Source organism: Acinetobacter gerneri DSM 14967 = CIP 107464 = MTCC 9824, from assembly GCF_000368565.1.
Classification (GTDB): Bacteria; Pseudomonadota; Gammaproteobacteria; order Pseudomonadales; family Moraxellaceae; genus Acinetobacter; species Acinetobacter gerneri.
Genome location: NZ_KB849545.1, coordinates 273,509 through 293,973, shown reverse-complemented (window position 1 = coordinate 293,973; position 20,465 = coordinate 273,509). Strand labels below are relative to the sequence as shown.

At 35.4% G+C, this 20,465-nt stretch carries 20 protein-coding genes; 9 read left to right on the top strand and 11 right to left on the bottom strand.

Annotation, left to right across the window (positions count from 1 at the left end; translation table 11 throughout):
- Nucleotides 1–15: 15 nt before the first annotated feature.
- Nucleotides 16–789, bottom strand: a complete 774-nt coding sequence (locus tag F960_RS16430; RefSeq protein ID WP_035374276.1) for a class I SAM-dependent methyltransferase — start codon at nt 787–789, stop codon at nt 16–18.
- Nucleotides 790–1,067: 278 nt separating this feature from the next.
- Here F960_RS16430 and F960_RS16425 point away from each other — a divergent pair, with 278 nt between their 5' ends.
- Nucleotides 1,068–2,330 (top strand): hypothetical protein, encoded by a 1,263-nt coding sequence (locus F960_RS16425; protein ID WP_035374258.1) that lies wholly within the window; start codon nt 1,068–1,070, stop codon nt 2,328–2,330.
- On the opposite strand, the gene F960_RS16420 is transcribed toward F960_RS16425, so the two are convergent.
- Together F960_RS16420 and F960_RS16415 are read right to left on the bottom strand one after the other, a co-directional pair.
- Nucleotides 2,327–2,722 carry a hypothetical protein gene (locus tag F960_RS16420; RefSeq protein WP_154650777.1) on the bottom strand — a complete coding sequence of 132 codons (396 nt, stop codon included), beginning with the start codon at nt 2,720–2,722 and terminating at the stop codon, nt 2,327–2,329. The two genes, F960_RS16425 and F960_RS16420, sit on opposite strands and share 4 nt — an antisense overlap.
- 46 nt (nt 2,723–2,768) lie before the next feature.
- The gene (locus tag F960_RS16415; RefSeq protein WP_004867686.1) at nt 2,769–3,212 is read right to left on the bottom strand and encodes a hypothetical protein; all 444 of its coding nucleotides are present in this window, start codon (nt 3,210–3,212) and stop codon (nt 2,769–2,771) included.
- A 187-nt stretch (nt 3,213–3,399) separates the two neighbouring features.
- Here F960_RS16415 and F960_RS16410 point away from each other — a divergent pair, with 187 nt between their 5' ends.
- Nucleotides 3,400–4,353 carry a 2-hydroxyacid dehydrogenase gene (locus F960_RS16410; RefSeq protein ID WP_004867684.1) on the top strand — a complete coding sequence of 318 codons (954 nt, stop codon included), beginning with the start codon at nt 3,400–3,402 and terminating at the stop codon, nt 4,351–4,353.
- Between the two features lie 79 nt (nt 4,354–4,432).
- Here the strand turns inward: F960_RS16410 and F960_RS16405 are convergent, their stop codons facing one another.
- From F960_RS16405 to F960_RS16395, 3 genes are all read right to left on the bottom strand, one after another.
- Entirely contained in the window at nt 4,433–5,053 is a 621-nt protein-coding gene (locus F960_RS16405) for a hypothetical protein (RefSeq protein WP_004867680.1), read from the bottom strand.
- Nucleotides 5,054–5,310: 257 nt separating this feature from the next.
- A complete protein-coding gene (locus F960_RS16400; RefSeq protein WP_004867677.1) occupies nt 5,311–5,694 on the bottom strand; it encodes a hypothetical protein in 384 nt (127 codons plus the stop codon).
- A gap of 523 nt (nt 5,695–6,217) precedes the next feature.
- Nucleotides 6,218–7,051 (bottom strand): hypothetical protein, encoded by an 834-nt coding sequence (locus tag F960_RS16395; RefSeq protein WP_004867673.1) that lies wholly within the window; start codon nt 7,049–7,051, stop codon nt 6,218–6,220.
- 657 nt (nt 7,052–7,708) lie between these two features.
- On the opposite strand from F960_RS16395, the gene F960_RS16390 reads away from it, so the two are divergent.
- A complete protein-coding gene (locus F960_RS16390; RefSeq protein WP_004857039.1) occupies nt 7,709–8,719 on the top strand; it encodes an IS30 family transposase in 1,011 nt (336 codons plus the stop codon).
- A gap of 153 nt (nt 8,720–8,872) precedes the next feature.
- On the opposite strand, the gene F960_RS16385 is transcribed toward F960_RS16390, so the two are convergent.
- From F960_RS16385 to F960_RS23045, 4 genes are all read right to left on the bottom strand, one after another.
- A complete protein-coding gene (locus F960_RS16385; RefSeq protein WP_004867670.1) occupies nt 8,873–9,349 on the bottom strand; it encodes a hypothetical protein in 477 nt (158 codons plus the stop codon).
- 73 nt (nt 9,350–9,422) lie between these two features.
- Complete coding sequence (glyS, locus tag F960_RS16380) at nt 9,423–11,492, bottom strand: glycine--tRNA ligase subunit beta (RefSeq protein ID WP_004867667.1); 2,070 nt, start codon at nt 11,490–11,492, stop codon at nt 9,423–9,425.
- Nucleotides 11,492–12,478, bottom strand: a complete 987-nt coding sequence (glyQ, locus tag F960_RS16375) for a glycine--tRNA ligase subunit alpha (protein ID WP_004867665.1) — start codon at nt 12,476–12,478, stop codon at nt 11,492–11,494. Before glyQ ends, glyS begins: the two co-directional genes overlap by 1 nt.
- A gap of 1,496 nt (nt 12,479–13,974) precedes the next feature.
- Complete coding sequence (locus F960_RS23045) at nt 13,975–14,208, bottom strand: hypothetical protein (protein WP_020846810.1); 234 nt, start codon at nt 14,206–14,208, stop codon at nt 13,975–13,977.
- 467 nt (nt 14,209–14,675) lie between these two features.
- Here F960_RS23045 and F960_RS16355 point away from each other — a divergent pair, with 467 nt between their 5' ends.
- Complete coding sequence (locus tag F960_RS16355) at nt 14,676–15,779, top strand: HPP family protein (RefSeq protein ID WP_004867654.1); 1,104 nt, start codon at nt 14,676–14,678, stop codon at nt 15,777–15,779.
- Between the two features lie 156 nt (nt 15,780–15,935).
- Here the strand turns inward: F960_RS16355 and F960_RS16350 are convergent, their stop codons facing one another.
- Nucleotides 15,936–16,202, bottom strand: a complete 267-nt coding sequence (locus F960_RS16350) for a PspC domain-containing protein (RefSeq protein WP_004867650.1) — start codon at nt 16,200–16,202, stop codon at nt 15,936–15,938.
- Between the two features lie 329 nt (nt 16,203–16,531).
- Here F960_RS16350 and F960_RS16345 point away from each other — a divergent pair, with 329 nt between their 5' ends.
- The 5 genes from F960_RS16345 to F960_RS16320 all read left to right on the top strand — a co-directional run bounded on the left by F960_RS16345 (nt 16,532) and on the right by F960_RS16320 (nt 20,390).
- A complete protein-coding gene (locus tag F960_RS16345; RefSeq protein ID WP_004867647.1) occupies nt 16,532–17,149 on the top strand; it encodes a hypothetical protein in 618 nt (205 codons plus the stop codon).
- A gap of 642 nt (nt 17,150–17,791) precedes the next feature.
- On the top strand, nt 17,792–18,388 hold the full coding sequence (locus F960_RS16335) for a biliverdin-producing heme oxygenase (protein ID WP_004867643.1): 597 nt from the start codon (nt 17,792–17,794) through the stop codon (nt 18,386–18,388).
- 30 nt (nt 18,389–18,418) lie between these two features.
- Nucleotides 18,419–18,838, top strand: coding sequence for a YbaN family protein (locus tag F960_RS16330; protein WP_020846809.1), 420 nt, complete (start codon nt 18,419–18,421; stop codon nt 18,836–18,838).
- A 123-nt stretch (nt 18,839–18,961) separates the two neighbouring features.
- Entirely contained in the window at nt 18,962–19,528 is a 567-nt protein-coding gene (locus F960_RS16325) for an RNA polymerase sigma factor (RefSeq protein WP_004867636.1), read from the top strand.
- On the top strand, nt 19,506–20,390 hold the full coding sequence (locus F960_RS16320; RefSeq protein ID WP_004867635.1) for a FecR family protein: 885 nt from the start codon (nt 19,506–19,508) through the stop codon (nt 20,388–20,390). Before F960_RS16325 ends, F960_RS16320 begins: the two co-directional genes overlap by 23 nt.
- Nucleotides 20,391–20,465 lie beyond the last annotated feature (75 nt).

Genomic DNA, 20,465 nt, shown 5'->3' with positions numbered 1-20,465 from the left:
TCCTCTAAAAACTTTTTAAATTTTATGAAAATGGTAAGCATAAGTAATATAAGGAAATTCTATCTCATCTTGTGCAGTTTTCCCTGTAAAATCAAATACAATTTTTTCAAAATTTTGCTTCATTTCAAGCTGTTTTTCTTGAGACATAGCCGCGATAAAACTGGTCGATAACAGACGATTCGATACCACATTTTCCACAGTTCCTTTTTGAAGCTGCGAGTAAACTTTGACATCGGTTAGTTCAAATAAGAACTGATTTTCAAAAACTTTTTTCCATTGATCACTATGGTATCGCGGGGTATCACCTTCAAATTGAGCGATATAATCGGCTAGTGCTTTAACCCAATCGATTTCTACATCACGCTGATTCCAGATCAGTCCCAGATGCCCTTTGGGTTTTAGTACCTGATGAATTTCATTGAGTGTTTCGATATTTGCAAACCAATGAAAAGATTGTGCACAAAGTACAGCATCGATTGATTCAGAGTGGAAAGGAAGCTGCTCGCTACTGGCTTGTACCGATTTGACCGAAGGATATTTTTTTCTGAGTTGCTCTAACATTTCAGTGACAGGCTCTACAGCAATGACCTCTGAACCTTGCGCAATGAGATAAGGTAAAAATTTTCCAGTACCTGAACCTAAATCAATAACAGTAGAATTTTTATTAATTTTAAGGTCGCTTTCTAGCCAATTTTTTATCTCTTGTGGATAACTTGGGCGGGTTTGTTGATAAAGTTCAGCAGCAGAACTAAAGCCTTGCTGTGCAGCATGATGAATATTATTTGGCATATTTTCATACATTTTGAAGAAATATATCTTTTATCATTGGGCTAAAACATATAAATGACAAGCATTTTCATTCACATTGACGACTATTTTTATGTCTGAAATGTGAATTTTGGTAAAAAAGCAACCTGAAAGTAACAATTTATGTAAATGTGGAAGATTATGTACTTTTTTATCTGTGTGGCACAGCTAAAATAGGGCACTTAGGCTTGCATACTTCTTTGCATGACAACTCATTTTTTGAGTGCAATTGTGCTATTCCCCAACTTTTCGGTGTTTCGATGGAAAAAAAAATCATTTTTGAAGATGAACAAATTCGAGCGATATATTTACAAGGATCATCCGAAACATTGGTGCTGTCATTTGGGGATTTGATTACTCGTGCCAAAGGGACTTCAATTAATGCCGAAAAATCATTAAGTAAGTATGATTTTAACGTGATTGGAATCATGCCAAAACAAAAATCTTGGTATCCTGAATCAAGTATGTTGGCACTTTTTGAAGTACTCAAACCCTATTTAGAACAATACTCATCGATTGTGGGCTATGGGGGGTCGATGGGTGGCTATGCTGTTGTTAAATATGCAAAATTGTTGAAAATGACACGCGCTGTTGCCTTTGTGCCGCAATATTCAATTGATCCTGAAGATGTTGAAGATCGCCGTTATAGCGATTTTTATGATGTAGAACTTAACCGAGATATGCATATAAAATCTGAGGATATTTCAAGTGAATGTGAATACATCATTGTCTATGATCCTTACTTTGAAAATGATCGTGAAAATTACCTTAAAATAAAGCCACTGATTCCCCATTTACATACTTTGAATCTGCCTTATTCGGGGCATGATGCGATTTCAGTTTTAGCAAGTTCAGCTTTGCTCAACGATTTTATTCGCCATCCATTTGATCAAACTTATTTTTATAAGCAAATGCGGGAAGTGAAGAAAAATAATAAATTTTACTATCGAAATGTCATCGCTCGTTTGCTGGGAACGCACAATGAAGCGCTGGGCAAGATTTTAAAAAGTACTGATCTGCAACTTGATGGCAGTTTTTTTGATAATAATCTGAAGCAAATGATTACTCGTATCTTGCTCACTAATAAACGGGTAGATGAACAGGATTTGATGAAGCTCGGAATTTCTGTGAATTTTCCAATAGAAAAGAAAGAGCAGTTGCAGGATTATTTTGGTAATTTTCTAGTATTTAATGTGATCACCCAAAAAATCGAAAGCTATAGTCAGCAAGTGATTGATATCAATAGCAAGTATCTTTGCGCTATTCAAGTTAAGGCAACAGGTTTGACCTTTATTGATCTAAATAAAGAGGACTATTTCTTGGCAATGAATGATCGCCAAGTGATTAAACTTTTCAAACAAAATGATGCCTTATCTTTGGATATGAGTCCGATCATTACCAAGAAATATCCTGAGTTTTACATTTTATCTTATAAAAATCTAAATCTGGGTTCTGACTTATTTGGAACCTGTAAATTTGATTATGATTCTTTTGAAGATAATGTAAAATTTATCTTGGCTTAAAGACATTTTTTTATTTCTGTTATTGGAAATAACGCTTTAAAATCATTTAGTTCCTGCTGAGTTTTTGGATCGGCAGGATCTAAATAGACAGTACCAGATAGATAAATATCGGTGATATGCGCTAAAGAGCCTTCTTCTCCCTTTTCATATTTGTATTGGTAAGTTCTTTCTGCTGCCGATACGATCCCTTTTTGATTGAAAATATAGCTAGTCAGAATTTGATGATTGGACAAATAAAAACGAGCTTCAATTTTGCAGCCATGTTTGTTCTTAGATAATACAAATTGATTACCTTCGTCTGAATGATATTGCTCTACATTGGCAAGAGATTGTAAAACCAGTTCAGCATTGTCTGTTGCGTGAGCAGTACTAAAATTTATGATAAAAAACAAAAGAATGAGATGCTTGAACAGTCTGGCTTTCATCATTCAATCTCGATCATTTGGGATAGCATTTTTGAAAATCTGCAGCATTAAATCTAGCTTTTAGGTCTTTAAACTGTTGCAGGATTTTGGGATTTTTGACATCGAGTTGTATGCTTTTTTCCAAACTTATTTTTTGCTTTTTGAGTTCTTGAAAATCTTCATCAGTATAGTCATATGTCGCATAAAAATGATTCGTTACTTTTGAAGTTTTCAAACTATTTTGATCAAAATCCCAAAACTGTGTTGTACGATAGAGTACGGCCATACTATCGGTTACGATACGACAGCCCTGTTTTGTTCTATACAGACCTGAATCATTATCGTCATTTTCATCGGTTGCATAATTGGGGATACTGCTAATGTAATAACCATAAAGTGGCTCCTCTCCAGCATAGGAATTTGTTAAAAAAGTTAAACTACTGAGACAAAGCATGGGTGCTAAAATTATATTTTTCATTTGAACATTATCCAAAAATGATTGGTTTATAAATTTATAAAGTGAGATATAAATACCTGAAATAGAGTTAATATTCAAATAATTTAATCAAAAATATATTAGGGTCTGCTTGAAATTTAATGATAAATAACAAATAGTAAGACTTTGGCTTTCGCTTGTTTAATACGGTTCAATTTAAGGAAATAATATGAAAGCGGTGTATTTGGATTACCAAGCTCTAGATAAAAATGATTTAGATTTTAGTCAATTAGATGAAGTTTTTGCTGAGCTGATCCTTTATCCAATGAGTACTCCAGAGCAGGTTCTTGAACGTGTAAAAGATGCGGATGTGATCATTAGTAATAAGGTTGTGATCGACTCAAATACGATAGAACAGTGTCAAAACTTGAAATTGATCTTAATTTCGGCGACAGGAACCAACAATGTTGATCTGATTAAAGCCAAAGAAAAGGGTGTAGTGGCATGCAATTGCCAAGGTTATGGCACAGCAGCAGTAGCTCAACATACGATGAGTTTGATGTTGGCATTGGCGACATCGTTGTTGAAATATGATCGTGCTGTACAACAAGGGCAGTGGAATCAGTCTCCGATTTTTTGCATGCTCGGTTATCCAATCGTAGAGCTTTCAGGTAAAACCTTGGGAATCGTTGGCTATGGCGAATTGGGGCAAGCTGTCGCAAAACTGGCAGAAGCTTTTGGCATGAAGGTATTGGTTGCAGCATTGCCAAATCGACCAAGCGACGCTTCACGAGTTCCTTTTCATGAATTGCTGACACAGGTCGATTTTCTAAGCCTACATTGTCCTTTAACGGAAGAAACACGTGATTTAATAGGTGAAAAAGAATTTAATTTAATGAAGAATTCTGCATTTTTGATCAACTGCGCGCGTGGTGGGGTTGTCAATGAGGCAGCATTAAAAAATGCATTGCTTGATCGTCAGATTGCAGGAGCAGCAATGGATGTGTTGACAGTAGAACCACCCAAAAATGGTAATATTTTGCTTGATCCAACGATCCCTAATTTGATCATCACACCACACAGTGCATGGGGAAGTGTGGATGCTAGGCAGAGAATCGTCAATCAAATGCTAGAAAATGTTCAGGGATTTATTGCTGGAAAAATTATTAGACAAGTCAATTAATCAACAGACCCTAATCATCTAAAAGAACGAAAGCCTACAGGCGTAGGCTTTTGCAAAACTATGTCAAAGATAAAATAACTTAATGCGGATAATCATTTTCCTGATCAGCTCCACCTACAGGGTTGTCTTTGGATGTATTGATTTCAGGTGCTGCTTGAGTTGGCGTAGCAACTTGACTGCTTGCTTGTGGAGTCGCAATAGAAGTAGAGGTAATCTGCCCAGATGAGTCGCTATTGGCTTGATTTGGAGAGCTTACTGGATTGTTTGAGATGATTGGAGCTACGCTGTTTGGCTGAGCAGGATAATTGGATTGGCTTAATTGTCCTTGTTCAATCGGTACAGTTCCACCATTCACTCCAATGACCGAATCTTTTACATTGATTATTTTTTCCACAGCCTTGTCTTTGGCTTTGATGGTATTTTCTTTGGCAATTTCAGCTTGTTCTGCTGAATAAGTCTTGGTTTCATCCCATGAATTTTCGACTTTAGGTTTTATTTTTTGAATACCATGTTCAGTCGCCGCACCAACTTTATTGGCTGTGTTTTGTACGGCAACTTTAGTTTTGTGTCCCAAAACAACGAAAATATTGGGATTGTCCCCATAAGGTGGTGGTGTTTTTACAGTTGGTGTTGTTTCTGCATAAATTGATACAGAACAGAGGAGTAGACCACTGGCAAGCGTATATTTCATTTTGTTCATATTGACCTATGTCCCTAAATTGTTAAGGGAATTTGTTGCATTATGATATGAGCCCATATTAATGGTCAATTTGAGTTTAATGTGGCTTTGAGATAAAACTGATACAGCAATCTACAATAGTGAAACAGTTGTGATGAAGTTGTGAAAGATTTGTTTAAAATATATTTGATGATTCAGTTAATACTGGGTAATAAATACGCTTTCAAATATATGAAGATTCAACAATCCAAAGGAAATGAATTGTTGAATCTATTTCTTTAATTTTTACATTGATCTAGATTGCGCTGTTTAAAATTCTTTGCCAGTGAAGCAAAATTTGCCTGTCTTTCAGCACTTGCGATATCAAAAACTGTTTGTTTGTTTTCTACATCAGCATCGACATTTGAAAATGCTGAAATGAGTTGATCGCCTTTAAAGATCCAGTGTTCTGTGGCTTTGCCTGTCGAAAAGTTGCCTGTAAATTCGATCACGCAGTTATCACGTTGTTTGATCAAACGCGCAAGGTTGTGTTTAGTCGTCGGCTCGGCTTGGATGTTTTTGTGTTGTTCTAACACGACTGGGGCATCTGGGTTTTTGGGTGTAGTTGAGCAAGCGCTGAGGGTGAGACCCGTGAGTATACTTAGGATTATTTGAAGTTTCATATCGCTTAACTTTTAATGAATGAAATTCAATAAATTATAGTTAATTTATTGATGTAACAAAGGTTTATTTGGTTTTTATTGGTAAATTAAAATAAAAAAGCTGTATAAGCTGTTATGCCATGTTATTTAAAAATGATCAATCTAGATCGCTTTTATAAATTGAATTATAGAATTATTTATTTTTTACAGTGTAGCTCCTTCTGTTTTTAAAGGATGAAGAATATGTTCTGCAAGAGGGGGAGGATTCTATTAGAAATTTACCCTCATCCTAACCTTCTCCCAAAGTGAGAAGGGACTTCCTATATTAACTTTAAAAATAATTAATGATTGTATATTTTTAATTTATAAGAGAGATCTATTTTATTGGTATCATTTTATGTTGAGTAGTTGAGTGGTTTTATTTGGATGTAAGCTAAAATTTTATAAAAGTCAGTGTATTAAATTTTTAAATTGATCGAAATTATCAACCTATTCTATTGAGAGCTATTTTCTAAATAGAATAGGCTTTTATTTAAGATACAAATTATTGTTCAACTACAAAAACAAAATATGGAGATGACACGCCTTTATTTGTTTGAAATACACCAATGCAAAGATCATCGGGTGATTCTATATAATAATAGTGATTCAGTTGGCCAGAAACTTTACATGTTTTCTGCTTGCTTTCACTGAGTTTGTCGATATTGATTTGATGTTGCATATCCAAAACCAAAACTTTAGCCAGTGCAGTAAAAGCAGTATCAGCATCTTTTAAATACATGGCATTTTGATTGTTATCCCATTCAGACAAAGTTGCTTTTTTTTCTTTCACATAATGATAAATACGCTTGGTATTTGCATTATTATCTGCTGCATTTTTAAACTGGGCTTTAAGTGAAAATGCAACAGAAACATCAGGCTTATTGATAAAAGAAATTCGAGAATAAGGCGTCACTTTAATATCTGAAATCTGATTTATAGCTAAAACTTTCAGAGATGGATCTATCTGATTTGAACTGAGTGCATTTTGAATTTTTTGATGTACCAATTGATCAAACTTTATCGCTTGATTGAGACTACTTTTTTCTATCGCTGAGGCATTGTTTCGTTTATCGATTGCGGTAGCAACCCCAACGCCAATGAGTCCAAACATATTTGATGCAGGGTTGTTCAGTGCACGGCTGGCATCGCCTACAGTGATTTGGCTATTGTTAATAAAATGATCACCTCCACCTGATTCAGTCATGCTTGAGATTTGTTCAGAAGAAACGGATACTGTGCTACTACTGCCCGAAACAGGATATTGCATAGATTTTGTTGTTGCACACCCAGTTAAAAAAATGACAGTTGTTGTTAATGAGAGAAATGTTTTAAGCATTTAAAAATAATCCTAGATGGATAAAGTTTCAGTAAATAATTTTTTAAAAAATAAATCTTATAATAAAAACGCTACAAAAAATTCATATTTTATTCATTTTTTATCGAATTTTATTGATATAGGTTAGTTGAGAAATTCATAAAATAAAGAATAAGTTTCATTATATTTATTTGATTAATACGGGTGTTATAAATTGGATAAAATTAAAATACTGTTTCCATTATTATTATGTTTTGTTTGTTTTTTTGTATATTTATTTGAAAAATAAAAACTCGGTATATAAATAATCAAACCAAGTATGAAAAATATTTGTTTGGAATAGAATAGTTCCGTATTCCAAATGTTGAAGCTGATGATTGTACTTATAAAAATATAATATATTGAAAGTGAATATTTTATTTTAAATATTAATCTCGATTTGGTTTTTTTGAAAATGAAAATAACAAAAGGAATTGAGAGAATTGCCATAATTATGATTTGTGGGAAAAAGACGATTCCCATCATACTGTTGTCGTATGAAGTGACAGGGTAATTTCTCATCAAAATAATAGAGAGTAAAAATAGCATCACTTGAATGGAAATGATCAATATATCTAGGCAGACTAAAACTTGAAGTGCGACACCCCCAACCTAATATAGGTATAAAGGAGTGTCATATTGTCATACATACATTTAACAATAGTTGAACGAACTGCACTAATGCTAGAGTTTAACAAACCCAATTTTTCTGCTCGAAAATTTGCTAAACAAATTAACCGACATCACAGTACAATTTCTCGTGAATTAAATAAAAATTGCGGTTCTGTTCATCAATATAGTGCTGAACAAGCGATTGAATTTTCGCAGCAACGACGCAGGCGCGGTCATACAAAAATTTATTTGGATTCCTTACTATGGAAATTTATTGTAGAAGCCATAAAATGTTTATGGTCGCCTGTACAAATTTCTAAGTGGCTCAAACGACAATCAGATGATAAAGAGATGAATATTAGCCATACCACAATCTATTCAACAATCAGAGCTTTACCCAAAGGTGAACTTAAAAAGGAGTTATTATCTTGTTTACGTCGGGAAAATAAGAAAAGAAAAACTGAAAACCTGCCACAGAAAGATAGTATTTTACAGGATATAAAAACAATTCATGAGCGTCCATTAGAGGTCTTGGAAAGAAAAATACCAGGTCATTGGGAAGCTGATTTGATCAAAGGAAAAGATAATAAAAGCGCAGTAGCAACTTTGATTGAACGTAATACACGACTCTGTTTACTAGCAGTTTTACCTGATGCTAAGGCAGAATCTGTACGTACAGCCTTGACCGAAGCAATGGCTTACCTGCCACCTGAGCTGAGACAAACCCTGACTTATGACCGAGGACGAGAAATGGCTCAACATAAGCAATTGGAGGAGGAGTTGGATATAGATGTATATTTTTGTGATCCACATTCACCGTGGCAAAAAGGTACAATTGAAAATATGAATGGTCTTATACGGCAGTATTTACCGAAAGGAATTGATTTAAACCAAGCTGATCAAAATTATTTAAATCAAGTTGCCATGTCATTAAATACACGACCAAGAAAAGCATTAAACTGGTTGACGCCATTAGAGGAGTTTTCGAGACTAACTGATTATCACAAATGTTTTAAAACTGTCGCACCTCATGTTTGAATCCACCCTACCTTAAAATATCGAAACATTGTTATCTCCTAAAATACTCTTTGTACAATTTAACATCATCAATTGTTGTTATTCACGATAAAGGTAAGCGTCCATGTCACCATCAAAATATAATGTTGAGTAAATGATTATTTAAGCCAAGCATTAAAGTTTTGGTAAGAAAAATATGACAATAAAAGCAGCTAAAATTCCAATCAAGATGAGCCAATCTTTTTTGCGCATATCCGCAACACGTATGATAGAGAGATAGAGGCTGCTAAAAAAGATTACAATAAAAACGATTAAAACCAATGGATTATTGAAGAAAAACTTACTGATACCGACACAGACCAAGATAACCGAGCTAGAAATCCAATATATAAACGCAAAAAACAATTTGTATAAAATGGGATGGCGTAAAGTTCGATCTAAACGAGGTAGGCTGACTGCCAAAACAATTAACCCGATGATTCCGCCTAGTACTGAAATGATCATGAAGAATAGACCACTCATATCGGGTTTGGTTTGTATATGAGGATAAATTTTCCACAATGCAAAACTGAGTGCGAGTAGCACAGTGTGGCAAAGTACAAGATAAACATCGATTTTATAAAAGTTTTTAATAGGTGTTTTATTTGTCATTATTCATCTAAATTTTCATATAAAAAACCCCACTATTTCTAGCAGGGTTTTGACTTTATTTCAAATCTTTAGCTTAGTGCTGCAATACTGAAATATCCGCAATACTGGTAAATAATGCACGAATTTGAGCCAACAAACGTAAACGGTTTGCTTTCAATTCAGCATCATCAGCCATCACCATGACATTATCAAAGAATGCATCGATTGGTGCACGAAGCGCAGCAAGTTGAGATAGAGCAGCTGTATAGTCTTTAGCAGCCAATAAAGGCTCGATGACAGGTTTCACTGCTTTAATTTCTGCATAAAGCGCTTTTTCAGCATCTTCAACCAAGTTCGCTTCTACAACATCACCTGTTGGAGTTGCTTCTTTAGCCAAGATATTGGCAACACGTTTGTTTGCAGCAGCAAGTGCAGCAGCTTCAGACAAGTCACGGAAATGATTAACAGCATTTACACGTTTATCAAAATCCACTGGTGATTTTGGAGAAAGTGCTTGAACTGCTTGAATCACGTCAACTGCAACGCCTTGGTCTTCATATTTTGCACGGTAACGACCTTCAAGGAAGGCAACTGCGTCAGCACGAGTTTTGTCATGATCTTTGATCACGTCACCATAAGCACCCAATGCTAGATCAATTAATTGTTCAATTGAAACATCAAGGTCATTTTCAGTGACTAAACGCAAGATACCAATCGCAGAACGACGTAATGCAAATGGATCTTTAGAACCTGTAGGTGCTTGACCAATACCAAAAATACCCACCAAAGTATCTAAACGGTCAGCGAGCGCAATCGTTGTACCTGTTTTGGTTTGTGGTAAAACATCACCCGCAAATTTAGGTAAATATTGTTCGCCTAGTGCTTCAGAAACTTCATGATTCTCACCCTCAAGGCGAGCATAATAAGTCCCTGCGATCCCTTGAAGTTCAGGGAATTCCCCGACAAGCTCAGAGGTCAAATCACATTTTGCAAGCAGGGCAGCTTTTTCAGCATCAGCAGCATTTGCACCTGTGATTGGTGATAATGCAACTGCAAGTTTAGCAATACGTGTTGATTTATCCCAAAGTGTACCGAGTTCAGCTTGGAACACCATATTTGCCAATTTTTCTTTACGAGATGCAAGCGGTTGTTTTTGATCTTGCAAAAAGAAAAACTCTGCATCTGACAAACGTGGACGAACGACTTTTTCATTACCTTCGATAATTTGAGTTGGATCTTTAGACTCAATATTTGAAACGGTAATGAAATACGGTTGTAGTTTGTTGTTGCTATCAACCAAGCAGAAGTACTTTTGGTTGTCTTGCATAGTTGTGATCAATGCTTCTTGAGGCACCGCTAAGAAACGCTCTTCAAAGCTTGCACGAAGCGCAACAGGCCATTCAACCAATGCGGTTACTTCATCACGTAAATCACTTGGTACGATCGCAGTCGCATTAACTTCATCAGCCAAAGCTTTAACTTGTTGATCAATAATCGCTTGACGCTCTTCAAAATCAGCAATCACATGGGCTTTACGCAATGCATCTAAATAGTCATTTGCAGTATTTAGCGTAATTGCTTCAGGCGCATGGAAACGATGACCATAAGTCACATTGCCAGCTTGATGATCTTGAATCGTTGCATTGATGATTTGATCATCTTTTAACAAGACTACCCATTTTACTGGACGTACAAACTCAGTGCGGCTTGCTGCAGAACGCATACGTTTTGCAATCGGCAAGTTATCTAAAGCATGTTGCAAAATTTGTGGAAGTAAAGCATCTAGGCTTTGACCTTTCACATCTTTTAAATAACAAACTTTTTCAACTTTACCCGCTTGGAAAGTAGAAACTTGATCTACAGTAATGCCTTGACCACGCATAAAGCCTTCAAGTGCTTTAGTTGGTTTGCCTTCGCTATCATAAGCAGCTTGAACAGCAGGGCCGTCGAAGCGTTTTTGAGTGTCTGCTTGTGCGCCATCAACATTGATTATTTTTAATGCTAAACGACGTGGAGCTGCATAAGCTTCAACGCTATCAAATGCAAGACCTGCATCATTTAAGCCTTTTACAGTTTCTGTTTTTAATGCATCACGTAAGTTTTTTAGGCTTTTAGGTGGTAATTCTTCACAACCGAGTTCGAATAAAACTGTATGTTTAGACATTATTTATTCTCCTCTTTTGCATTTTTTGCAGCATCGCTTTCCGCCTGAGCTTTAAGCTGTGCCAATACTTCATCACGTAAATGTGGTTCAGCCATAGGGAAACCAAGTTCCGCACGAGCATGAACATAACTTTGTGCAATAGAACGTGCCAAAGTACGTACACGTAAAATATAACGCTGACGTTCAGTTACTGAAATCGCACCACGTGCATCAAGTAAGTTAAAGGCATGAGATGCTTTAATTACTTGCTCATAAGCTGGAAGAGGAAGTTTTGCTTCGATTAAACGGTTGGCTTCAACTTCATAAAAATCAAATAGCTCAAACATTTTTTCAACATTTGCGTATTCAAAGTTATACGTTGATTGTTCAACTTCATTTTGATGGAACACATCACCATAAGTCACTGTACCAAACTGACCTTTGGTCCAAACAAGATCGTAAACAGAATCTACGCCTTGTAGATACATTGCCAAACGCTCTAAGCCGTATGTGATTTCACCAGTCACTGGGTAACATTCAACACCACCGACTTGTTGGAAATAGGTGAACTGTGTCACTTCCATACCATTGAGCCAAACTTCCCAACCTAAGCCCCAAGCGCCAAGGGTAGGTGATTCCCAGTTGTCTTCTACAAAACGGATATCATGTACCAAAGGATCAATACCAATGGCTTTTAATGAATCTAAATAAAGCTGTTGGATATTGTCTGGGTTTGGTTTAAGGACTACTTGGAACTGGTAATAGTGTTGTAAACGGTTTGGATTTTCACCATAACGACCATCTTTAGGGCGACGTGATGGTTGCACATAAGCTGCGTTCCATGTTTCAGGCCCGAGCGCACGTAGGAAAGTTGCAGTGTGGAATGTCCCTGCACCCATCTCCATATCGTAAGGTTGTAACACGACGCAACCTTGTTCAGCCCAGTAGTTTTGTAAGGCAAGAATTAAGCCTTGGAATGTATCAATATGCGATATGGCGCGACTCATGCAGCATCCACTATAAGTATTAGAAAAAATTGCTTCTAAGTATAAGGATTTTGGGGGAGTGTGGCAAAGGTTAGTCAATAAAATTGTGCCCAGTTCATTTTGAGTTTTTTTGATGTGCTCTAAAAAGTAAAACCCAATAAGTGATCACAATAGGAACTGCGAACAAACTAAAAAAAAGAACAGATAGACCTATGTCAGATAGGTTCCATGTCAATAGAGTTGAATACAGCGCAAGAATCACAAAAGCACTTGCTAGCGTTGTATAAAAATTGAGACATTTTTTACGTAATAAAAAGGTTTGAGATAGATGTGCAAATACATAAACAAAAGTTAAATAGACTAAAAAGACAATGACTAAAAATAGTAGAACGGAGACAATCAGTTTAAATAATTCAGTTGTAGGATATTCAATGATGAAAAAAAAGTAAGCACATAGCAGCGGATATGCAACAAGTGCAGTATAGAGGGGAGCAAGCAGTAAATTGTGGCTAATATCCTCTATCGAAACATTCAGATGTTTTTTTAGGTTTCTGAAAAGTTGGAGGAATTGAGTGAGCATTTATAGACTTGTTTATTGTTTTAAATTGATCTTTAGAATAGGGGAATTTGAATATCTTAATCAATAAATAAGTTAGAGATATAAATAAAAATAGCATGAAAAAAGATAAGTCTCAGTCAGTTTGGATGAACTAATATTTTCTATTTCTTATGAATGATCTGATTTGCCTGCTTTCTTGCTTTAAATAAGCCTGATAAGCGAGATATCCATTTGCAATTGCTGTAGGGACAGAAAAAAATGAGATCAAAAATAGGTTGGTTTGAAAGCTTTTTTCAAGATTGTCAGATAGACTAAACGTGATATAGGCGAAAGCAAGAGTTAAAGCGATACAGCAGAGAGCAATGCTAAAGAGACTAAAAATCTTAAAATGATTTAAAATCAATTGAATAAATAACAGAAAAGGGAAAATAAAAATGAGATATACAGCAAATATGATCAAGCTAAAACTAAAGAATGTGAAAATTAAACTTAAAATCAGTCCAAGCAAGATTTGAAATATTGCCCAAAGCATCACGACATGAATAATAATAATCATTGCCCCAACTGGAGCCAATAATAGGTTTTTTACAATATCTATATTTGTATTTTTTAAATCACGGAAGATGATTTGAAACATTGTTCATTCCCCAAAATGAATGCGCTTTAAAATCCAAAGTTAAAATTTAAAATGATTATAATTTAGTATGTTATCGTGATATTTTAAGCTAATTTTATTGGATAAACCAAGTTTTAAATATATTCAGGCTTAAACGGGCAATTTATTTGCCTGTTAATTTTTTCAAAAAAAACCAATAACAAATCCCTGGAATTAAAGTTATGCAAATGGATAAAGGATTGTAAAAAGATTCCCACCATTGCACTGTAATATTGCCAGTATGTGCCCAACCGAGTAGTAAAAAGAACAGTGTTGAAAATAACATTGAAAAAATACAAATTGTTAGTAAGTTGAGTGCATTTGAATAAGAAAGAGTGAAATCACAAAAGAGAAAGGAATCGTTAAAATACAATATGCGATATAAGCCAGACTGTGTCCGAAGAAGGCAACAGCGATTTCGTACAAACTAAATTGATGATTGGCGATAATAAAAACAATAGCTGAAAACAATAACAAAGGAAGTGGTGCAAGCAACAATCCCTTAAAGATATGTTCTTTGCTATATTGAAGTTTCATTTTTATAATTCGAATAGATAATGAGCGAACCATACTTGAAAATTCTAATGATTCCTAGCCTATTGATTGCAACAAATCTTTATAGGTAAACCTAAATTTATGATATTTATGGTCAATGCGTAGATCGAAAATTTAAGAAATAAATTTAGACGGTATTAACACTATGGTGGTTGATAGTTTTCACAAGCAAGCCAAGTCATTGTATAAAAATGACTATCAAATGAATCGATAAGATCCAGATACATTCTAGAGAATATCTAACCCCTCAAAGAATTTGGCTATCTTCGGTACGAGTTCTGGCTTTGATAGACATATAAAAAACATGCTAAATAGCTTAATGAATATACAAATTAAAAAAAGAAAATCAAACAAAAAAACTCATCAATAAAAGATATATAATCAATGCATCTTATACCAACATAAAGGTATAATTCACACAATTTTATGCTTCAAAGCAAAGGAAAATTGTGTCTGATACACCCCTTCAATGGCTCAATATACTCAAACCCAATTTTAAAGTTTTACCTCTAAAAGAGCGCTTGCTCTGTGGTCTAGGTGCATTACTTGGTCTGGTGATTTCATCGTTGATGAGTTGGTATGCGCTAGGCGGCTTCAATGCTTGGTATATCGCTCCGATGGGGGCTTCATCAGTATTGTTATTTGCAGTTCCTGCGAGTCCTTTGGCACAGCCTTGGAACATGATCGTTGGCAATATTATTGCTGGCATTATTGGTGTGACTTGTGCTTTGTATATACCTAATTTGACCGAAGCATTTAGCTTGGCTGTCGCATTGTCGATATTTTTGATGATGACTACAGATTCACTCCATCCACCAAGTGGTGCTGTCGCGATTACAGCTGTTTTAGGAGGGGATGCGGTACATCAGCTTGGTTATCATTTTATATTTTATCCAGTGCTTTTAAATTCGGTTCTATTGCTAGGCTGCGCGATATTGTTTAACCGTATGCTAGGAAAACAATACCCCCAAGTGGCACAAATCAATCAACGCTCCAAAGATCCTACACCAACGCAAAAAGTCACGATTCAACCCAAAGATATTCATGAAGTATTAGAGCAACACACTGAATTATTAGATATTAGTGAATATGACCTGCAAAAAATCATTTTAGAAGCGCAGGAAAAAGCCAATGCTCGCACGAGCACCAGTTATCTGTGCCAAGACATCATGACCAAAGATGTGATTTGTTTAAATGAACAAGATGATATTCATCAGGCATTAGACAAATTTAAGGCGGTCAATTTGATGAGTTTGCCTGTAGTTGATACACAAGATAAATTGGTGGGAACGCTTGCACTTTATGATGTAGTCGAATGGTTTAAACGGGCAGAGCATGGCGTGCAATGGCAACATCAAATCAAACAGATTATGAATTTGAAAGTTGTAACCGTTCGGCCTACACAGCCGATTCAGGATTTGGTGCCATATTTTGTAGAAAAATCATTCAATTATATCCCTGTGATTGATGATGGAAAATTGGTTGGTATCATCAGTCGGGCAGATATGATTGCGGTTTTACAGAAACAATTAAGTGTGGCCATACAACTCTAAGCTTTAGAGCGGTATGTATTGATAATACTTTGAAAAATATAAAGCGATGAATGATGATATTCATCGCTTTTTTTGCTTTAGGAACGGGGAGAAATTTTTATCAATCATCAAAGCTAAACGTATTTTGATCTCTAAATGATCATCGTTTGGCACATTTTAGTGATGATATTGATCTTGATTTACAGTACGCATCGGGCGTTGATCGTTATAAGGCGCATCAAGAGGAGAATTTTCTCTTTTTGGCATAACGAACCATAAAATTAAATACACCAAGATCCCAGGAAAAGCCGCACTCATACATGAAACAATCACGAAGATCAGACGAAGTAAGTTTGCATTCCAACCAAAATGTTCAGCAATACCGCCCATAACACCGGCGATCATATGTTGTCGGTTAGAACGATATAAACCTGATTTGGTCATTGAGGTCTCCTTAAAAAACCAATAATAAAAAGTGAAAATTCACATTCATCGAGTTCAAATTAATTCACTCATAATGAATATATAGTGCTTTTTTGGGAAAATAAAAGCCGTGTAAAAAAGCATTTTGTTGAGCCCATGTAAAAAAGCCTACACGATTTATTCATGATATCAAAACATGTATTTTTTTTATACTTTTGTAAAAAGAGCTGAGGAAAATTATGTGCTTAGTATAAAAAATACTATCATAGTAAAAAATTATGCAAACTCAGATTTTTAAAATTTTGCATTTTTTGAATTAATTTTCGTTCTTAGGTTATCTATTAGCTTCGATGCGTAATTCTCCTATTTATTCTCTCATTCTAGGCGCGTTCATTGTATTTGCACTTGGTGCTTGTAGCGATGATATGTCAAATAAAGCAAATCAGAATGTTGCTGCAACAAGTACATCTAATCCCGAAGATGGGGTTAAGCTACGTGATGTTGCTGGCCAAGCGACTTTGCCTGCGACAGCGACCAATGAAGTCAAAGTGGTCAAAGTGCTTGATCGTCGTTATGCAGGGCGTTATCACACCCAGATGAGTTGCTATGATTTATTTGCAAAGTGTAAAGATGGTAATGCAGAATTTATTATCAATCTGCTACCTGATGGATCTGCATATCGCACCTTTGTGTATTTTGGACGAGTGAGCAATGATATTTCAGGCGCAGAAGCACCTGTAGTTTCTGATTATAACCATCAAGATACTTGGGAATATAATGCTGAAACCAATGAGATTATTGTGCATCGTGCTGAGGGTGTAAATTTCTATTACAACGTCAAAGATGACCAAACCATTCAAATGAAGCGTGAAAAAATCTTAAGGGGTTCTCCTGAGAATATCGCTTTCTTTGCCGCAGGGCATGTCGCGCCTGAGCGTTCTTATACTTTGACCAAATATGATGATTAGGCTTTTGAGTAAAAGGATGGTGTAGGTATATTTTAAGAGATGCGATTAAAAGACATCTCTTTGATCGGAAATGTTTGATTTAAAAGAAAAATTAAAACAGTAAAATTATGTTTATCAAATATATAGTGTATAAAAATGGAAAAATAATTTTAGATTCAAATAACAAAGGTTTTCTTGATCGTTTGATTAACTAAGGAATTTTTATGCAAATTGAATCATTTCAATGGTATGCATTCTTAATAGTTGGGTATGTATCACTTTTCAGTTTAGTGTTCGCTCTATTGATTTTAATTAATCCTTCCATTTTTCACATCATTAAATACTGTAAAAATGTAAATAGAAAAACATCACTCTATTTTTTTATATTAGCGGTCATTCTATTCTTCCTCGCAAATTTGCTTATTCCAGCTGATTTTCCTTAAATACATTTGATATCAAATGATCCTCAATGATTGTATCTAACTCTTTCGCATAAGCAAGAGAAAGACCTATTGCCAATTGATCCCATATGATTCTGGATCACATTATAAAAAATCAAATATTCGATGATACTGTTTTACATTTCTTTACAGAGCAAGATGCACATTTTGCTTTGCTTATACGTCTACATATATAGAAAGCACAATTAAAGAGGAAAAGGCGATGAATGCAGCAACTGATAAAGTCATGGAAACAAGTCTCATGCAACGTTTAAAGCAAGAAACAGCTTTTTTGCATGACCGTATGGAAGAGTTGATGGCACAGGCTGAGGTTTTTGAAAATAAAGATAATTATAGACAGTTCACACTCTCACAATACTATTTTCAAAAAGATGTTGAACATTTATATGAAGATTCACAAGTTCAACAATTGATTCCTGACTTAGATGTTCGTGGACGTTCAGAAGCGGCATTACAAGATTTGGCGGATTTGGGAATCAAACCTGCACTGAGCACGATTGCGACAGAATCGGTGCAATATCCTCAGTCTTTAGGCTGGATTTATGTATCTGAAGGATCAACGCTTGGCGCGGCATTTTTATTTAAAGCAGCACAAGAAAAATTTGGCTATAGCGCAGATTTTGCTGCAAGAAATCTGGCTGCATATCCTGAAGGACGAGCAATTGTATGGAAACGTTTTAAACAAACGCTAGATGATGCAAATTTTTCTCAGCAGGACCAGCAGCTCATTATCGAAGGAGCAATGCAAGGATTTCATCGTTTCGGTGAGTTATTAAGCCAATTAAAAGAACTGAAATAAAGTGCGATTCACGCATTGTGTAGAAATTTTATGAAACAAGCTGAGTCTAAGATGAAAATGACCACACCGTTAAATGAACATAAATTGGCAAAAAATATTTTTGTTCGTTGGATGTGTATTTTTTTAGCTTGGCTTTGTTTAATCCTCGGTACGATTGGGCTAGTTGTACCAGGATTACCTGCATTTGATTTCTACTTTTTAGCGGCTGTTTTTGCTGCAAAAGGTTCAAAGAGAATGCATGCATGGATTGTAAATAATCGTGTCATTGCACCTATTTTAGAGCAATGGCAAAAAGAGAGAAAACTACCGCGTAAAGTTAAAATATTCTCCTTAGTGAGTATGAGTATTGCGGCGTGTATTTTAATTTTCACAGTGCCTCATCCTTGGGCTGTGGCGGTGATTATTTTGATTATGCTGATGGTGCAACTCTGGATGTGGTTGAAAGCTTAGTAAACGAGTTTATGAATTGATATTAACTTAATTTTTTAAAAGAAAAGGAACATGAAAAGATAATTGAAAATAAAAACATTTTAAATGATAATAAGAATCATTTTTATCTGTCTGGTGAAGGCGATGAAGGATTCTGTACTCTCCCAAAACAGCAATCTTGTGAAGCACTATGATGAACTCGTGGATTATATCAGTAGTAAAATAGGCAATCGACAAATTGCTTTAGATGTGGTGCAAGAAACGTATTTGCGGGTATTTCAACGCCCAGAACAGTTTATAAATTTGATCCATCCGATTGCTTTCTTAAAAACAGTGAGCAGCAATATTGCTTTAGATCATTTGCGCAAAGATAAAAACTATCAAAAATATTTTGATGTACTCGAACATGATGAAATTGAAGTTGCATGGCAAAACACTGAGCAAGAGGACAAAGCATTTTCGGAGCAAGAATTGTGTGTTATTCGACAAGAATATACTCAGCTCATTTTAAAGCAGATCAATGAGCTACCGCCTGCTTGTCAGGATGTTTTTTTATTGATCCAGTTTTATGGCATGACACAAGTGGATACGGCTGAACAAATGGGGATTTCACGGACGATGGTAATCAAACATTTTACCCGTGCTTTGCAGTCCTTTAGCAGTATTTTTTTAGAAGAAAAGGACACTTATGAATCCGAAAAAACTCAATAAAAATAATCAACCGCTACATTTAAATGATATTCAAAAAATGTTGGCAAGTTTTGAAGATGATATTTTACCGAATATTCCCAGTAAGGATGCGATTTTACAGCGTGCTAAACAACGCAAGCTGAAGCAAAAATATATCGGCGGCGCGCTTTTTGCTATTTGCGCGATGTGTTTTGGATTGTATAGCGTGAATCCGAGTTATCAACAATATACAGTGACTACAGAACGTGGGGCACAAAAGACGATTAGATTATCTGATGGAAGTCAGATCATGCTCAATACTGAGAGTAAAATCTTGGTTCAACAAAGAATACGTAGTCGGGACATCATTTTACAAGAGGGTGAGGCGAGTTTTCATGTCGCACATGCTCAAGGTTTACTTTCGGGCTATTTTGAGCGGACTTTTCAGGTCAATGCCGGCAAGATGCATATCGTTGATATTGGTACGATTTTTAATGTGCAAAAGCTCTCTGCAGCAGATGCTTCTGTTAGCGTGTTGCAAGGGGAAGTTGCTGTTGGGATTTTGGGTGACAAAAAAGGCATGATTCACTTAAAGCAAGGTCAGTCATTAAGTAATCAAAATGAAAAATTAAACCCAATACTGCATGTCGATTTAGATATGGTTCAAGCTTGGCAAACAGGACATATTATTTTCAATCAAACGCCTTTATCTAATGCATTGGAAAACTTTCAGCGTTATAGCGATTTTAAGGTTGAACTTTCCGATCCTACACTTAAAAAATTACCCATCAGTGGGCAGTTTAAGGCTGAAAATTATCAGAACTTTATGCAGGTTTTACCTTATGTCGCAGAGGTGAAGGTAAGTAAATCGTCTGAAAATATTTGGGAAATTGAAAAAAAATAAATTTTTAGGTTTACATTTTTCCTACATCAAACGTCTTTGTAAATGAGAATCATTATTTATAAAGGCGAGAGTTAA

Bases quoted from the DNA above. Each gene is read 5' to 3' on its own strand.
- F960_RS16430 (WP_035374276.1), bottom strand. From the start codon at position 789: ATGCCAAATAATATTCATCATGCTGCACAGCAAGGCTTTAGTTCTGCT.
- F960_RS16425 (WP_035374258.1), top strand. From the start codon at position 1,068: ATGGAAAAAAAAATCATTTTTGAAGATGAACAAATTCGAGCGATATAT.
- F960_RS16415 (WP_004867686.1), bottom strand. From the start codon at position 3,212: ATGAAAAATATAATTTTAGCACCCATGCTTTGTCTCAGTAGTTTAACT.
- F960_RS16410 (WP_004867684.1), top strand. From the start codon at position 3,400: ATGAAAGCGGTGTATTTGGATTACCAAGCTCTAGATAAAAATGATTTA.
- F960_RS16405 (WP_004867680.1), bottom strand. From the start codon at position 5,053: ATGAACAAAATGAAATATACGCTTGCCAGTGGTCTACTCCTCTGTTCT.
- F960_RS16400 (WP_004867677.1), bottom strand. From the start codon at position 5,694: ATGAAACTTCAAATAATCCTAAGTATACTCACGGGTCTCACCCTCAGC.
- F960_RS16395 (WP_004867673.1), bottom strand. From the start codon at position 7,051: ATGCTTAAAACATTTCTCTCATTAACAACAACTGTCATTTTTTTAACT.
- F960_RS16385 (WP_004867670.1), bottom strand. From the start codon at position 9,349: ATGACAAATAAAACACCTATTAAAAACTTTTATAAAATCGATGTTTAT.
- glyS (WP_004867667.1), bottom strand. From the start codon at position 11,492: ATGTCTAAACATACAGTTTTATTCGAACTCGGTTGTGAAGAATTACCA.
- glyQ (WP_004867665.1), bottom strand. From the start codon at position 12,478: ATGAGTCGCGCCATATCGCATATTGATACATTCCAAGGCTTAATTCTT.
- F960_RS23045 (WP_020846810.1), bottom strand. From the start codon at position 14,208: ATGAAACTTCAATATAGCAAAGAACATATCTTTAAGGGATTGTTGCTT.
- F960_RS16350 (WP_004867650.1), bottom strand. From the start codon at position 16,202: ATGACCAAATCAGGTTTATATCGTTCTAACCGACAACATATGATCGCC.
- F960_RS16345 (WP_004867647.1), top strand. From the start codon at position 16,532: ATGCGTAATTCTCCTATTTATTCTCTCATTCTAGGCGCGTTCATTGTA.
- F960_RS16335 (WP_004867643.1), top strand. From the start codon at position 17,792: ATGAATGCAGCAACTGATAAAGTCATGGAAACAAGTCTCATGCAACGT.
- F960_RS16330 (WP_020846809.1), top strand. From the start codon at position 18,419: ATGAAACAAGCTGAGTCTAAGATGAAAATGACCACACCGTTAAATGAA.
- F960_RS16325 (WP_004867636.1), top strand. From the start codon at position 18,962: ATGAAGGATTCTGTACTCTCCCAAAACAGCAATCTTGTGAAGCACTAT.
- F960_RS16320 (WP_004867635.1), top strand. From the start codon at position 19,506: ATGAATCCGAAAAAACTCAATAAAAATAATCAACCGCTACATTTAAAT.